Here is a 14,464-nt window from a genome sequence, read left to right as displayed (position 1 = left end):
ATTATTTTTATTGAGATTACGAGTAAGGCTTCCTGTAGGAAGCCTTACGGTTATTTTAACTGGCTAAGGTATATGTTTATTTAACCAGGTCAGCAGCTTCTCGTGCTAAGCGACCGATTTCGTCCCAACGACCTTCATTAATAAGCTTTTTATCAACCATCCAAGTGCCGCCGCAAGCAAATACGCGATCAATCGCAAGGTAGTCTTTCACATTATTAATATTCACCCCGCCTGTCGGCATAAATTGCACCTGTGTGTAAGGAGCAAGCAGGGATTTCAGCATATTGATACCGCCAGATGCTTCAGCAGGAAAGAACTTCAGCGTGGTAATGCCCATTTCAAGTGCAGCTTCAACAGTTGAAGGATTGTTAACGCCCGGTACGATATCAATGCCAATCTCTTGGCAGGCTTTTACCGTATTGGGGTTGAAGCCCGGTGACACGACGAAGGTCGCTCCGGCTTCTTTAGCGGCAATGGCCTGCTCACGGTTTAGCACCGTACCGGCACCAATTAACATATCTGGCTGAGATTCACGAAGGAGTCGAATGGCTTCAGCGGCAGCATCTGAACGGAAGGTGATTTCAGCCGCAGGCAGACCATTCTCGGCCAAGGCCTTGCCCAGAGGAACGATATCTTCTGCACGGTCAATGGCAATTACAGGGATTACTTTAATGGCAGCTAGTTGTTCAGAGACAGTACTCATTGTGTTACTTCCTTGGTTGTCTTCGTTGTTATGTTGAAATTGATTGATTCAGTGGCCGATACGGGAATAATTGCCCCTTTATGCTGAATCACAGTACCAGCAAGTTGATGGCCCTGAAGAGCGGATTCTTGCGGTGTTCTATTGGTGAGATACCCCGCTAGAAAACCCGCATTGAATGAATCACCCGCCGATGTTGTATCCACAACCTTAGCGACGGGGGTGGTGTCGATATGTACGGATTCGCCGGTTGCAAAGTTGACGTAGTGACAACCTTGCGCACCCATCTTGAGCACAACCTGGCCAACACCGGCACGCTGTAAGCGGCTCAATGTGCTATCGGACGTTTTGTCTCCCCATAGCGCCTGCTCGTCGTCATCGGTAACCAGAGCAAGATCCGTGATGCGCAGCAACTGCTCGTAGCAGGTACGGGCCTCTTCAGCATCTTGCCATAAAGCGGGGCGGTAATTGGAGTCAAAGGCTATCTCTGTGCCATTCTTTTTAAGATCTTCCAACAGTTCTAATAAGCGTTGACGATCGGCTGGAGGCAAAATAGCGAGGCTAATGCCACTGACATAAACCATATCAACACTGTGCAGATGCTCTTCTACCGTAGCAAACAAAGGGTGCTGGAGCATAAAACGAGCAGCCGATTGATTGCGCCAGTATAGGAAGGTACGTTCACCTTCATCGTCCAGCTGGATGAGATACAAACCTGGCTGACGGGCAGGATCGCGCAGTACACACTCGGTATTGACGCCTTCTTGCTGCCAGCGTGCCAACATGCCGTCGCTGATGGCATCAGATCCCAGCGCGCTGACATAATCGATCGCTACCGATTGCCCCGCGGTCCGCGCCATGTATACGGCGGTGTTAAGCGAGTCGCCACCGTAGCCCTGCTCCATGGCACCGAAAGGGGCACCATTGAGCTCAATCATGCATTCGCCAATAATTGCGATGCGTTTCATGCTACTTCTCCTGGCAACCTAAAGTAGGTTTTTGCGTTGTTGCAACAGATATCCTGTACCAGTTTGCCAAGCATAGCCAAGTCATTCGGCACTTCGCCATTTTGCACCCAGCCACCAATGGTATTACACAGAATACGGCGGAAGTATTCATGGCGAGTGTACGACAGGAAGCTACGAGAATCTGTCAGCATTCCGACAAACTGGCTAAGCAGGCCCAGCTGGGAAAGCTGCTCTATCTGGCGCTCCATACCGTCTTTTTGGTCATTGAACCACCATCCTGAGCCAAACTGGATTTTGCCGGCAATACCGCCACCCTGGAAATTGCCGATCATGGTCGCCATCATTTCGTTATCGCGAGGATTGAGGCAGTACAGAATCGTTTTCGGCAGTTCATTGGTGACGTCCATGTCATCCAGCAGCGAGGCGAGTTGGAAGGCAAACGGGCGGTCACCAATAGAATCAAAGCCACAATCCGGGCCAAGTAGCTTGAACATGCGGGTGCTGTTGTTACGCTGTGCGCCAATGTGCAGCTGCATCACCCAGCCGCGTTTGGCATATTGCTTTCCTAGCCAAACTTGCACCGCCGTACTGAACTGGTCAACTTCCTGCTCTGTTAGTCTCTCGTTGTTTAATCGACGTGTCAGCATGGCATTCAATGCGGCTTCAGCAGGTACTTTGCCGTAGCGGACAATTTCAATACCATGGTCAGCAGCACGACAGCCGTGAGCAGCAAAGTGATCAAGGCGACGGTCAAGTGCCGTCAGCAAATCAGCAAAGCAGGTAATGTGAACATCGGCGGCTTCACTTAGAAGTTGCATGTACTCAGCAAAACCCTCGAGCTCTATTTTGTACGCACGATCTGGACGCCAGCTTGGTGCCACTTCGACATCGAAGCTTTCGTCTTCGGCAATCGCTTTGTGGTGTTCTAGCGTGTGGATTGGGTCATCGGTTGTACCAGCCATCACCACATTCATTTGCTTCATGATGCCTCGGGCAGAGAACTCAGGGCTGGCAAGCATCTCATTACACTTGTGCCAGATACCTTCTGCGGTTGCGGGACCGAATAGCTGGCCGGTAATGCCAAACGGGCGGCGTAACTCTAGGTGAGTCCAGTGATAGAGGGGATTACCTAACGTCTGAGGAACCGTTTTGGCCCATGCCATGTACTTGTCAAAGTCCGTTGTATCTTTGCCGGTGATCAGTGCTTCCGGAATACCGGCGGCGCGCATTCCACGCCATTTATAGTGATCGCCTTCCAGCCATATTTGACCAAGGTTATCGAAGCGACGATTTTCCGCGACTTCCTGAGCATTCAGGTGGCAGTGATAGTCGTAAATTGGCATGTCTTTAGCGTAATCGTGGAATAAGCGACGCGCGACTTCGTTAGAGAGAAGAAAATCTTCACATAGGAATGCTTTCATACAAGGCTCCAATAAATTCCCCTCAACAAGACGGCGTCTCGCTGAGGGGAAGAAGAAAATGATTACAGAGAGGCAACCGCAGCACGAGCGCCTTTAATGATGATCTGCTGGTATGCTTTTGTAATTTCGGTAACAAGGCTATCGTTGCTGATCAGGTCGGTACCGAAGATGGCTTCAATACCGAGCAGTTCTTTAACGACCGAGGTATTGATACCGTGTTGTTGGTAGATGGATTTAAATTGATCGGCCATTGGATCGCGCACATCAATCGGTTGTGCTTTTTCATCAACACCACTGATGTAGGTCATCCAGCCTGCGATGCCCATTGCCAGCCACTTGTAATCAGTCTCTTTTTCTAAGTGGAAGCGCAGCGAACCACCCATCCGCTGAGGGATCTTCTGGCTGCCGTCCATCGCGATTTGCCAAGTCTGGTGTTTCAGGCTTGGGTTGGTGAACCGTTCGATAAGCAGTTTGGCATACCCTTCTAAGTCGGTACCTTCAGGCATGTTAAGCGTTGGGGCTTGTGCCTTCATCATCATGTCGAAAGCGGCCTTGCGGTAGCTTTCATTGGTCATGGTATCTGAAATATGGGCATAGCCACCAAGATAGCCAAGGTAAGCGAGGAAAGAGTGACTGCCGTTTAGCATACGCAGTTTCATTTCTTCAAAAGGTACCACATCGGTAACAAATTCAGCGCCAGCAACATCCCAGTCAGGGCGGCCGTTGACGAAGTTGTCTTCGATAACCCACTGGCGGAAAGGCTCGCAGGCAATACCACACGGGTCTTCAACACCAACCAGGGTCGTAATTTCTGCTAATGTTTCAGGCGTTGCCGCAGGAACAATGCGGTCAACCATGGTGCACGGGAAGGTGACACTGGCTTCAATCCAGCCTGCCAGCTGTTGATCAACAAGCTTGGCGAAGTCCAACACGGCAGAGCGGGCGACGTGGCCGTTTTCTTGTACGTTATCGCAAGACATTACAGTAAACGGCTTCAAGCCGCGGTCTCGACGCAAACGTAATGCCTCGACGATATACCCAATTGCGGAGTTAGGCGCTGTTGGGTTGGCTAAATCGGCTTTGATCAGGGCGTTGTTCTTATCAAGGCGCCCGGTACTCGGGTCTGCACAGTAGCCCTTTTCAGTGATAGTCATTGAAACAATGGCGACTTGTTCCTGTGCCATTTTTTCTAAGATGGCTTGCTGGCCATCAAACTTCGGATGCAGGGACTCAGTAACAGAGCCGATCATCTTAACCGCTGTGGCGTCAGCGCCTTTTTCCGCTACCGTGTATAAATGGTCTTGTTCACGAAGTTGAGTGATCAGGTCTTCGCCACCAAACAAATTAATTTCACAAATGCCCCAATCACTGCCGGTTTTTTCCAACATTTCATTGGTAAACAATGCTTGGTGGGCACGGTGGAACGCACCAAAACCCAGATGAACGATACGGCTCTTAAGGGCCGTTCTGTCGTAATTTGGGCGAATAACCCGAGCATTAACGTCTGTATTTGCAATGTTTGTCATTTTTACTTCCTTTATCTCGCCGGCAGTTACCCGCGAGATATGTATTGGTGAATGGTGTGGTGTTTAATTCAGGCCTCAGTAGCCAAGTGCTAGCCTCGGAAGGAACAGGCTGAGTTCTGGTATGAAGGTGACTGCGAGCAGGGCGGCAACCAGGGCTGCATAGAATGGCAGCAGCGGCTTGATCACTTTCTCGATAGATATTTTTGCTACTGAGCACCCGATGAATAGGGCGCTGCCTACCGGCGGAGTGCAGATACCGATCGCCAGGTTAAAGGTCATCATGATACCGAAGTGGACTGGGTCAATGCCCAGGTCCAGTGCAATCGGCAAGAAGATTGGCGTAAAGATCAGTACCGCAGGCGTCATGTCCATGAAGATGCCAACAATCAGCAGGATCAGATTGATGATAAGGAGGATCATCACAGGGTTTTCTGACACAGCCAGCAGAGCATCGGCGATCATATAAGGGATATCGGCGTTCGCCATTGCCCAGGACATCCCCATTGATGCGCCTACCAGCAACAGCACAATCGAAGTTGTTACCGCCGATTCGAGAATGATGCCCGGCAAGTCACGCAGCTTTACTTCACGGTAGATCAGTACCGCCAGTGCGAACGTGTAGACGACGGCAATCGCTGAGGCTTCGGTAGCAGTGAAGATCCCGCCGATGATCCCGCCCATAATGATAATGACCAGCAGCAGAGAAGGCATGGCTTTGATAAAGGTATTCCAAACCTCTGAAAGACTTGGCTTTGGCGCCAGTGGGTAACCGCGTTTCTTGGCGATAAAACCCGCGACCAGCATCAGGCTCAGCCCCATCAAAATACCAGGAATATAGCCGGCCAGGAACAGGGCGGCAATAGACGTACCACCGGATACCAATGAGAAGACGATAAGTGTATTACTTGGCGGGATCAGCAGGCCGGTCGGGCAGGAGGTAATGTTCACGGCCGCAGAGAAGTGTTCATCATAACCGTCTTTTTTCTGCAGGGGTGACATGGTTCCGCCAACCGCTGCCGCAGAGGCAACCGCCGAACCGGAAATTGAACCAAACATCATGTTAGCCATGATATTTACGTGCGCCAGCGAGCCTGGCAGACGGCCTCCCAGCACTTTTGCAAAGTTGATCAGGCGAATCGCGATGCCGCCCTGATTCATGATGTTACCGGCCAGGATAAAGAACGGGATGGCCAGCAGGGCGAAGTTATCAAGGCCTGCTGCCATACGCTGTGATACCACGGCGATAGCGGGTTCAAGCGGTAAACTCAACATAATCGTTGCCAGTGAAGAAAGACCGATAGCAAATGAAACCGGGATCCCCAACGTGAGAAGAACTGCAAAGCTGCCAAATAAAGTAAGAATGACTTGCCATTCCATGATGGAATTCCTTTTTTAATTAGTTTTGTTGAGTATCAGCGGCGAGTGAATTACCGGATACGAGCTGCTTGCATTTTTCAACGGTGAAAGTTGCCGAGTAGAAAATCATTAATGCACCGCTAATCGGCAGACAGAAATAGATGTAGCCCATTTCAAAGCCTAGTGCTGGTGTCACCTGTCCGGTCGTCAAGGTTTTCAGGGCGAGGTTGGTACCGCCGTAGACCAGAACAACGAAAGCAAAAGCAGCAATGGCCAGCTGGATAAATATTTCATTAATGAGTTTTCGTTTGCCACTTAGCTTCATGGTAAGCAAGTCGATCGCCAGATGGCGTTTGAGGCCAGTGGTGTATGCCGCTCCAATTAATGCGACCCACATAAACAGGTAACGTGCCAGTTCATCCGTAACTGTGCTTGGTTTGCCTATGACATAGCGAGAAATTACCTGCCAAATAACACAGAAAACCAGGAAGGTAGAGAGAGACACGGTGAACATTGCCAGCCCTCTATTTACATATCCAACCAATTTATTCATCTTTAGTTCCTTTATATGAGGGAGTGTACTAACTGAATTTTGGTTAACCAATAAGTAAAGGGGGTTACTCAGCTATACAGTCGTTACACTCTTTTCTGGGATGGATTATAAGAAACGTGGATGATTTGTCATGTGACGTGGTTCACATTTACATTGGTCGACCAATTTTAGGGGGTTTAATGTGATTTAGGTCAACCAATTGATGTTTTTGTTTTGACTGCTTGCCGTGTTGACGTCAATATTGGCCCCGTATTCAAATGTACCCTACAAAATGGACAACCAATCTCACGGAGATATAACAATGATGACGCGTAAAAGAGTACTTACTGCTGTAATCGGTGCAGCGTTAACAATTGGTGCCTCAGCTTCAGCGTTTGCTGCAACCACATTGAAGCTAAGTCATAACCACCCACGTGACCATGCTGTGCATAAAGCGATGGATCATATGGCAAAAGAGGTTCGTAAACTGACTGATGGTGACGTACGCATTCGTATTTATCCGGATGCTCAGCTTGGTACCCAGCGTGAATCTATGGAGCTGATGCAGAACGGTGCGCTGGATATGGTTAAGACTAATGCGGCAGAACTGGAAGCATTTGCACCGGCTTACTCAGCCTTTAACTTACCCTATCTTTTCCGTGACAAAGCACATTACTCCAATGTAAAAGAAAGTGCTGTCGGTGAAGATATTCTGGCTTCATCCCGTGACAGTGGCTTCATTGGCCTGACCTATTATGATGCCGGCGCACGTAGCTTCTATACTTCAAAGCCAATCAATACGCCTGCTGATCTTAAAGGTTTGAAGATCCGTGTCCAGCCGAGTCCATCAGCAATTAATATGGTAAAAGCACTTGGCGGTAGCCCGACTCCACTTGCATACGGCGAGTTATATACCGCGCTTCAGCAAGGTGTTGTTGATGCTGCTGAAAACAATATCCCATCGTTCAGCCTGAGTCGTCACAGCGAAGTGTCTAAATACTACAGCTTAGACGAGCACACGATGGTTCCTGATGTGCTGGTTATTTCGACCAAAGCATACGATGGTTTGTCAGAAGAAAATCGCAAGGCCCTAAAAACGGCAGCAATGAGCTCTATGGAATTGATGAAGTCGCTATGGACTCAGTCTGAAGAGAAAGAGCGAGCGAAAGCTGAAAAAATGGGCGTGAAATTTATTACGCCAAACAAAACGGCATTCGTCGAGGCCGTGCAACCGATGTACGACACGCTGGATGAATCTAATCCAGAGCTAAGCAAAGTTGTTGAGCGTATCAAAGCCGTTCAATAACATTGAGAATTGCTTTATTTAGCAGAAAAAAATCAAGGTGTTGTAACACTTTAACATATACAGGTTGACCAATTTTATTTGGTCATTATGATGGCGTAAGAGTGCAATGGAAAATAGTGACAATATCATCATGATGCCTTTTGAACCAAAAAGACCCTACCAAGAGTTAGGGTTGGTAATGAGACGGGAATTAATCGACGGGCACTACAAAGTGGGTGATCGCATGCCGCCGGAACGTGACATTGCTGAAAGACTGAATGTCAGCCGTACGGTCGTGCGCGAAGCCATCATTATGCTTGAGCTTGAAAATCTCGTTGAAGTAAAGAAAGGTTCGGGTGTGTATGTCCTGAATATTCCGAGTGATAACAATAGCCGCGAAAATGTGATAAGTGATGATGCAGGTCCATTTGAAATGCTCCAGGCGAGGCAGTTGCTGGAAAGTAATATTGCAGAGTTTGCAGCGATTCAGGTGACACCGGGAGATATTGTTAAAATGCGTGCAGCCCTGGAGCTTGAGCGAAATGAAATCGCTTGTGGTTCGGTAAACTGTAACGGTGATGAACAATTCCACCTGTGTATTGCTGAGGCAACCCAGAACTCAGTACTGGTGGATATGCTGAAGCATTCCTGGGATCGTCGTGAGCAAAGCCCTATGTGGAAGAAACTGCATTCCCATATTGTCGATCAAGCTTATCGCGAAGAGTGGCTAGATGACCATGCTCGTATCCTTGCTGCGATGCAAAGGAAAGATCCAATTGCTGCCAAAAACGCCATGTGGCAACACCTTGAAAATGTAAAACAACGATTATTAGAACTGTCCGATATTGATGATCCTAATTTTGATGGTTATCTCTTCAGTTCTAATCCTGTCGTCCTTCTTGGGGATGAAAAATAATATCGATACTGCGATGTAGCGGTAAATAAAATTAGGCCAATATCCTTATTGGCCTTTACTTAGGACTGTCACATCTAAGTGGCCGTTAATTAAAGTCGTTAAATACTTAACTTGAAATATTATTCGAGCGGGTTAGGTATGTTTATAAAAGGTGATTATCATGGAACAAACCTGGCGTTGGTATGGCCCTAATGATCCTGTATCGCTAGATGATATTCGTCAGGCTGGTGCAACGGGTATTGTTAATGCGCTTCATCATATTCCTAATGGGGATGTGTGGACGAAAGAAGAAATACAAAAGCGTAAAGCATTAATTGAAGCGAAAGGACTGACGTGGTCAGTTGTCGAGAGTGTTCCTGTTCACGAAGAAATCAAAACTCAGACGGGGAATTTTCAGCGGTGGATTGATAATTATAAACAAACACTACATAACTTAGCTGAATGCGGTATTGATACAGTATGTTATAACTTCATGCCGGTTCTAGATTGGACACGTACTGACTTAGAATTCGAAATGGCAGATGGCTCTAAAGCATTACGTTTTGATCAAATTGCTTTTGCGGCATTTGAATTGTATATATTGAAACGTCCCGGAGCAGAACAGTCGTATTCGAATGAAGAGCAGATACAGGCAAAAATATATTTCGATAATATGTCGGAAGCCGAAATTGCCAAACTGACCAGCAATATTATTGCAGGGCTTCCTGGTGCAGAGGAAGGCTATACACTGGAAGAGTTCCAGGCGCAGCTCAATCGATATGAAGGGATCGATAAAGATCAACTTCGCCAGCATATGGTATATTTTCTTAAGCAACTGATGCCTATCTGTGAAGCAAACGGGCTGAAGATGGCGGTTCACCCTGATGATCCACCGCGTCCAATCTTAGGGCTGCCGCGAATTGTTTCGACTATAGATGATATTGACTGGCTGACCAAAGAAGTTCCGAGCCAGATGAATGGTATTACTATGTGTACCGGATCTTATGGCGTCCGTGGTGACAATGATTTAGTCAATATGATTAAACAACACGGGGATCGTATTTACTTCACTCACCTACGTTCAACGCAACGTGAAGATAATCAGCTAAGCTTTCATGAAGCCGCCCACCTAGATGGCGATGTTGATATGTATAATGTGGTGATGGAAATTCTAAAAGAAGAGCAGCGCCGCAATGAAGCCGGTGATCTCCGCTTGATCCCGATGCGTCCAGATCATGGCCATCAGATGCTGGATGATCTAAAGAAGAAAACTAATCCGGGGTATTCTGCGATAGGTCGCTTGAAAGGGCTTGCCGAAGTTCGCGGCTTGGAAATGGCATTAAAGCGAACTTTCTTCCATAAATAAGTTATTCACAATTAAAATAACAATTAGTAATCTCGTATTTATAAAATAAACATTAACACCATGCTAGCATGGTGTTAATGTTTGCCTTCACAAGATTAAAAACTGTCACACTTGATAAATCCTTGTAGTTCCTATCTTTGATTACGTCTAGACCTTAAACCATTAATGTTCGAATCGTGATGTTGTAATTATTTTTAAATACGTACCTTAGTTAACGATAAATATCTTCAGAAAGATGAGTTATCTATTCGGTGGGTAAAAAGGATCACTAGCCATGAAGCAACTATCTTTCAAAATGAACATATTTTCCATGTTCATTGCTATTATTTTGATTACAATTGTCACATCCTATTTCAGTGTCAATTATTATATTAGCAATTATATCTATAAGACCGATACGACAAATATAAAATCTCAGGTTAACTTAATAAAAGATAATTTGATTGAAGACATAAACAATAAAATAATTTTAACTGAAAGCTTAAACTTTGGTCTGGCAGCAATAAAAAAAACACAAGAAAAAACGGGGTTTAATAATATAGTAAAAGTGGTCAGTGACTTGGTTTTTACACCTGATGGCAGTGTTGATGATAGCAATGAGGCCCAGTCATATATTGATCAAGTAGAAAACGCTAACGGGTCCGTTGTTGTAAGCGATGTCTTCTATGATGAAGATAAGCCACTGATCACTATCACTGTACCGAGACAAAAAGGGATCGGAGACATATTTTTTATCGATCTCAGCCAAACTCAGGCATTATTGGAAAAAACAGCAATAGATGGTAGCTATATGGAACTGCTTGACGCTAATAATAATGTACTGTTCTCAAACAAAAAAGCGGGTGATCTTATTCCCCTGCCAAGTGAATTTGATGTTGGTGGCCAGAAGTGGAGCTTGACCGGATATATTGACAAGGCTTACATTCAGAAAAACACTGACATCCTTAACAATTCCATTACTATTGCCTTGCTAGTTGCTGTCCTAGCGATTATTCCACTCAGTATTGCTGCTATTAACATGGCATTTAAACCGATTGTTTCCCTGCGTAATATCGTGACTGAGCTTTCGCAAGGCAACGGCGATTTGTCCCGTCGTTTGGATGTCTATACGCAGGACGATCTTGGTAAAATTGCGGCCGGTATTAACCAATTCATTGCTAATCTTCAGGAAATGATGCTGGATGTAGCCCAATCCAGTCACCTTATTAGTTCTGAAATCAATCAGTTGCGTGAGCAGACCGATTCCAACCAGACATTGTTAACCGCCCATTCTGAAGAGACCGAACAGGTAGTAACTGCAATCACCGAAATGAGCTCAGCCGTTGACTCTGCTGCGCAAAGTGCGGCGAGTGCGGCTAAGCTGACACAGAAAACAAACAATGAGGCCGAGCAGTCAAAAATTGTAGTGCAAGAAGCAGTGCAAAGTGTTTCAGCTTTAGTGGGCGAAATGGAGAGTATGTCAGAGTCTATTGTGATCATGAATAATGATGCGTCGCAGATTGGTTCTGTGTTGGGGGTTATTGGTGATATTGCTGAACAAACCAACCTGTTAGCACTGAATGCCGCGATTGAAGCTGCTCGAGCCGGTGAACAGGGCCGTGGTTTTGCCGTTGTCGCTGATGAGGTACGGGCATTGGCCGCGCGCACACAGCAGAGTACGACTGAAATCAACCACATGCTGGCTAAACTGCAAAATGGGACCAGCAAGGTTGTCAGCGCCATGGAAACGACAAAAGCCAGTTGTCAGCACACAGCAGAAAATACGACTCGGGTAATGGATTCACTCGATTCAATGACCGGATCCGTAGTTGAGATTAACGATTTAACGGCACAGATCGCGGCATCTGCTGAACAACAAAGTACAGTGACGGTTGAAATTAACCGCAATATGACGGCCATTCGGGAGATGATTAACAACATTAATCACAATGGGCAGGAAACCGTAAACAGCACTCATCAGTTAAACCAGACCAATACCCAGCTTCATGATGTTGTCGGTCGTTTTAAACTGAGTTAGCTGTTTTAACAACAGATTATAAGCAGCTTCAAGAGGCTCGTTTCAGCGAGAGTGGTCTTCTTCAGGCTTGCCTGCAGCCTGCGATAAAGGGATTGCGCATCAGCTATCTAAGCGAAACAAGATAATCAACCATTCGAGTCATGTTTTCTGAAACACCGATCCCCAATTGAGTCATCTGCTGGGGATTTTTTTCGATGGCATATGTTTTTTTGTGTGTGATACCTCATGATTTATTATGTGAAATGAAGGATAATCCCCCCGATTTTTTACTTGAAATTATTCTTTAGAGAGAGTCATGAGCAATAATAATTTTGTTAAAATTTGCTTGAAGAATGGCGTAAAAGACCTTTTTGAAACGCCTGAGGCCGAGGTTGAAGACCTCTTCGAAGTACCTGCGCGCGGGATTGAATACAGTGTAGATCGAGAGGCTTATATTGATAAAAGTAAGCTTGTTTGGTTTAAGGTTGATGAAGTAAAAATGACAATCGCCATGAGCTTTGGTGATGCCTGGTCGACATTACAATTCCCAGATCATAGTGGTGAATTTCAGCGGGTCAAAAGCGAGCTTACCAGTCAGTCGTAAATGCAGTTTATATGCTTGATATAGCTCCCTAATCAGCGGAGCTATATCATGGCCTACAAAGGTTGCGTACGTTATTTATCGACATCCAACGCTACGTTATAGTGTTCAGTGCGACCTAGCCAGCAGGCATTGGCAGTTGGCGCCATAATGCCTAGAGCCAGTAGAGGGTACCGGAACTCCAATCAAAAGTGCCATCTCCATTGGTATCGGCTGTAACCTCGAATGTGTCGGCTGTCAGTGCCACCAACGACGCCTTAGTCTCTCCGATGCCTAAGATAATGAGTTCGCCGGAAGACGGACCGACGTTGTTATCATATTGCATAAACGGTGTACTTGATTCGACTTCCACGTAGCCATAGTCGGGGTGATAATACCGGCCGGAAGAAAAAGTCATTTCAATCCACGTTTCTCCCTCAAGCAGAGATACATCATAATTTGCTACTTTATAGACCTTGCCCGTATCGTTGTTCCGGATCAGGCCGTTCATTGTCAGTGAGAGGGTGGAGGAGGAGAAATTAACGCTGGTTGTACCGCTCATTGTGACCGAACTGCTACTATTCTCCAAGGACAGCTGGCTATAAGCCATTTCGATAGCAATAATATCAAATGTCACAAGGTTGGCAGAGCCTGAAACAGTGATAGTGCCGTTAGCCGTTTCGCCATCTTCACAGAACTGGTCATACTGTTGAGTACCGGTAAAATTGCCGTTTGTATCGTCCAGATTGATCGTTATAGTTAAGCGGCCTCCACAGTTACCATCAAATGTATTAGTTTCCGTGAGAATGGTCCGTGGTTCAGGTGACGTCTTCGCCGAGAATGTGAAATTTTCAAGTCCTGACATCGTCGGCCAAAAGTGCAATAACGCGCTACTCTGTAAGAAGCTCTCCTTTTCATCACTATTGGCAATATCCGTCCTGCTCGCTGAGGTGATCTTTATCGCCGGGCCACCCATTAAGGCACCTACCGCCAACTCGGTTGCGTTGTCGGCACTGATAGTCGCCATTTCGGTCGAGCCGGAATAGATGATATTACCGTCACCACCACCACCACCGCCGCCACTACTAATAATCATGACCAGACCGATGACGATAATGAACCCTGTTATAAGGTAACGAAGCGGTTGCTTCGCTGTATTATTCAGTTTCATCGTTGTGACTCCTTCTCCGGGTTATTTGATACGTTAGCCATGCGGCAAAAGCGCCGATAAGTGTTGCAAATAGATCAAGTGGGTCGAAGGTTCCGCGTTGAAAATAGTTGGCACTGTTCTCCAAGAACGGTATTTCTGAGAACCATGGAGGAATATGCTTCATCAATCGAGCGGAGATAGCCGGATGTTGGCCGAGTTCAAATATCCAGCTAACTCCCACCCAAAAAAGAGAGCTGATGAAGATTATCCGTGGGCCATTGCCAACAGTTATCACCGTAAGCAGGATAAAGGCATAGGTGTGAACAAGACTGGGTAGCCACTGGCCGAAGACTCCAAGCAAATTGTAATCTGGGAAGTGGGAGTAAGAAAACAGAGCGAAAAGGTAGATACTTTCTGCGGGGCGTGCGAATAGATAGAGTATCAGCCCTCCTAACAAGGCGGATAGCGCTGCTGCCAGTTGGTATATTTCTGCTTTACATGGCATTTACCATCGCTCTTTTTGTTATTTTATCGCTGTCATACCAGTACACTGTATGAAGTCTTATTTATAACTATAGACATACTTTTTGTAAGTGTATGTGATGTGTACTGATGACGGGGCCTGGTCGTTAGCGCTGGTAATGAAAGAGAAGAAAGGGCAGTGAGATGCGGGCCAAATGGAAATGGTT

Annotated in this window: 13 protein-coding genes; 5 read left to right on the top strand and 8 right to left on the bottom strand. The window is 46.4% G+C overall.

Going from position 1 to position 14,464, the window contains the following annotated elements; genetic code table 11:
• Window positions 1-76: 76 nt before the first annotated feature.
• From R3289_RS18925 to R3289_RS18900, 6 genes are all read right to left on the bottom strand, one after another.
• Window positions 77-703: a bifunctional 4-hydroxy-2-oxoglutarate aldolase/2-dehydro-3-deoxy-phosphogluconate aldolase gene (locus tag R3289_RS18925; RefSeq protein WP_318927409.1), complete on the bottom strand. Its 627-nt coding sequence runs from the start codon at window positions 701-703 to the stop codon at window positions 77-79.
• Window positions 700-1,668 carry a sugar kinase gene (locus R3289_RS18920; protein ID WP_318927408.1) on the bottom strand — a complete coding sequence of 323 codons (969 nt, stop codon included), beginning with the start codon at window positions 1,666-1,668 and terminating at the stop codon, window positions 700-702. Before R3289_RS18920 ends, R3289_RS18925 begins: the two co-directional genes overlap by 4 nt.
• On the bottom strand, window positions 1,665-3,089 hold the full coding sequence (gene uxaC, locus R3289_RS18915) for a glucuronate isomerase (RefSeq protein WP_318927407.1): 1,425 nt from the start codon (window positions 3,087-3,089) through the stop codon (window positions 1,665-1,667). The genes R3289_RS18920 and uxaC overlap by 4 nt, the downstream gene beginning before the upstream one ends.
• A gap of 62 nt (window positions 3,090-3,151) precedes the next feature.
• Window positions 3,152-4,615: a fructuronate reductase gene (locus tag R3289_RS18910; RefSeq protein ID WP_318927405.1), complete on the bottom strand. Its 1,464-nt coding sequence runs from the start codon at window positions 4,613-4,615 to the stop codon at window positions 3,152-3,154.
• Between the two features lie 75 nt (window positions 4,616-4,690).
• Complete coding sequence (locus tag R3289_RS18905) at window positions 4,691-5,992, bottom strand: TRAP transporter large permease subunit (protein ID WP_318927404.1); 1,302 nt, start codon at window positions 5,990-5,992, stop codon at window positions 4,691-4,693.
• A gap of 19 nt (window positions 5,993-6,011) precedes the next feature.
• Window positions 6,012-6,524 (bottom strand): TRAP transporter small permease, encoded by a 513-nt coding sequence (locus R3289_RS18900; protein ID WP_318927403.1) that lies wholly within the window; start codon window positions 6,522-6,524, stop codon window positions 6,012-6,014.
• Between the two features lie 301 nt (window positions 6,525-6,825).
• On the opposite strand from R3289_RS18900, the gene R3289_RS18895 reads away from it, so the two are divergent.
• From R3289_RS18895 to R3289_RS18875, 5 genes are all read left to right on the top strand, one after another.
• A complete protein-coding gene (locus R3289_RS18895) occupies window positions 6,826-7,809 on the top strand; it encodes a TRAP transporter substrate-binding protein (RefSeq protein WP_318927401.1) in 984 nt (327 codons plus the stop codon).
• Window positions 7,810-7,915: 106 nt separating this feature from the next.
• On the top strand, window positions 7,916-8,704 hold the full coding sequence (locus tag R3289_RS18890; protein ID WP_318927400.1) for an FCD domain-containing protein: 789 nt from the start codon (window positions 7,916-7,918) through the stop codon (window positions 8,702-8,704).
• Window positions 8,705-8,864: 160 nt separating this feature from the next.
• A complete protein-coding gene (gene uxuA / locus R3289_RS18885; RefSeq protein WP_318927399.1) occupies window positions 8,865-10,049 on the top strand; it encodes a mannonate dehydratase in 1,185 nt (394 codons plus the stop codon).
• A gap of 274 nt (window positions 10,050-10,323) precedes the next feature.
• On the top strand, window positions 10,324-12,066 hold the full coding sequence (locus R3289_RS18880; protein ID WP_318927398.1) for a methyl-accepting chemotaxis protein: 1,743 nt from the start codon (window positions 10,324-10,326) through the stop codon (window positions 12,064-12,066).
• Between the two features lie 295 nt (window positions 12,067-12,361).
• Window positions 12,362-12,649: a hypothetical protein gene (locus tag R3289_RS18875; protein WP_318927397.1), complete on the top strand. Its 288-nt coding sequence runs from the start codon at window positions 12,362-12,364 to the stop codon at window positions 12,647-12,649.
• Window positions 12,650-12,800: 151 nt separating this feature from the next.
• Here R3289_RS18875 and R3289_RS18870 read toward each other — a convergent pair whose 3' ends face one another.
• Window positions 12,801-13,796, bottom strand: a complete 996-nt coding sequence (locus R3289_RS18870) for a hypothetical protein (RefSeq protein WP_318927396.1) — start codon at window positions 13,794-13,796, stop codon at window positions 12,801-12,803.
• Window positions 13,783-14,280 carry a hypothetical protein gene (locus R3289_RS18865; protein WP_318927395.1) on the bottom strand — a complete coding sequence of 166 codons (498 nt, stop codon included), beginning with the start codon at window positions 14,278-14,280 and terminating at the stop codon, window positions 13,783-13,785. The genes R3289_RS18870 and R3289_RS18865 overlap by 14 nt, the downstream gene beginning before the upstream one ends.
• Window positions 14,281-14,464 lie beyond the last annotated feature (184 nt).

Origin of the sequence: Photobacterium sp., from assembly GCF_033720175.1 — a bacterium.
Classification (GTDB): domain Bacteria; phylum Pseudomonadota; class Gammaproteobacteria; order Enterobacterales; family Vibrionaceae; genus Photobacterium.
The sequence above is the reverse complement of the archived record's forward strand: the minus strand, read 5'-3'. Positions and strand labels throughout refer to the sequence as shown.

Coding starts and splice junctions, on each gene's coding strand:
- R3289_RS18925 (WP_318927409.1), bottom strand. CDS start 703: ATGAGTACTGTCTCTGAACAACTAGCTGCCATTAAAGTAATCCCTGTA.
- R3289_RS18920 (WP_318927408.1), bottom strand. CDS start 1,668: ATGAAACGCATCGCAATTATTGGCGAATGCATGATTGAGCTCAATGGT.
- uxaC (WP_318927407.1), bottom strand. CDS start 3,089: ATGAAAGCATTCCTATGTGAAGATTTTCTTCTCTCTAACGAAGTCGCG.
- R3289_RS18910 (WP_318927405.1), bottom strand. CDS start 4,615: ATGACAAACATTGCAAATACAGACGTTAATGCTCGGGTTATTCGCCCA.
- R3289_RS18905 (WP_318927404.1), bottom strand. CDS start 5,992: ATGGAATGGCAAGTCATTCTTACTTTATTTGGCAGCTTTGCAGTTCTT.
- R3289_RS18900 (WP_318927403.1), bottom strand. CDS start 6,524: ATGAATAAATTGGTTGGATATGTAAATAGAGGGCTGGCAATGTTCACC.
- R3289_RS18895 (WP_318927401.1), top strand. CDS start 6,826: ATGATGACGCGTAAAAGAGTACTTACTGCTGTAATCGGTGCAGCGTTA.
- R3289_RS18890 (WP_318927400.1), top strand. CDS start 7,916: ATGGAAAATAGTGACAATATCATCATGATGCCTTTTGAACCAAAAAGA.
- uxuA (WP_318927399.1), top strand. CDS start 8,865: ATGGAACAAACCTGGCGTTGGTATGGCCCTAATGATCCTGTATCGCTA.
- R3289_RS18880 (WP_318927398.1), top strand. CDS start 10,324: ATGAAGCAACTATCTTTCAAAATGAACATATTTTCCATGTTCATTGCT.
- R3289_RS18875 (WP_318927397.1), top strand. CDS start 12,362: ATGAGCAATAATAATTTTGTTAAAATTTGCTTGAAGAATGGCGTAAAA.
- R3289_RS18870 (WP_318927396.1), bottom strand. CDS start 13,796: ATGAAACTGAATAATACAGCGAAGCAACCGCTTCGTTACCTTATAACA.
- R3289_RS18865 (WP_318927395.1), bottom strand. CDS start 14,280: ATGCCATGTAAAGCAGAAATATACCAACTGGCAGCAGCGCTATCCGCC.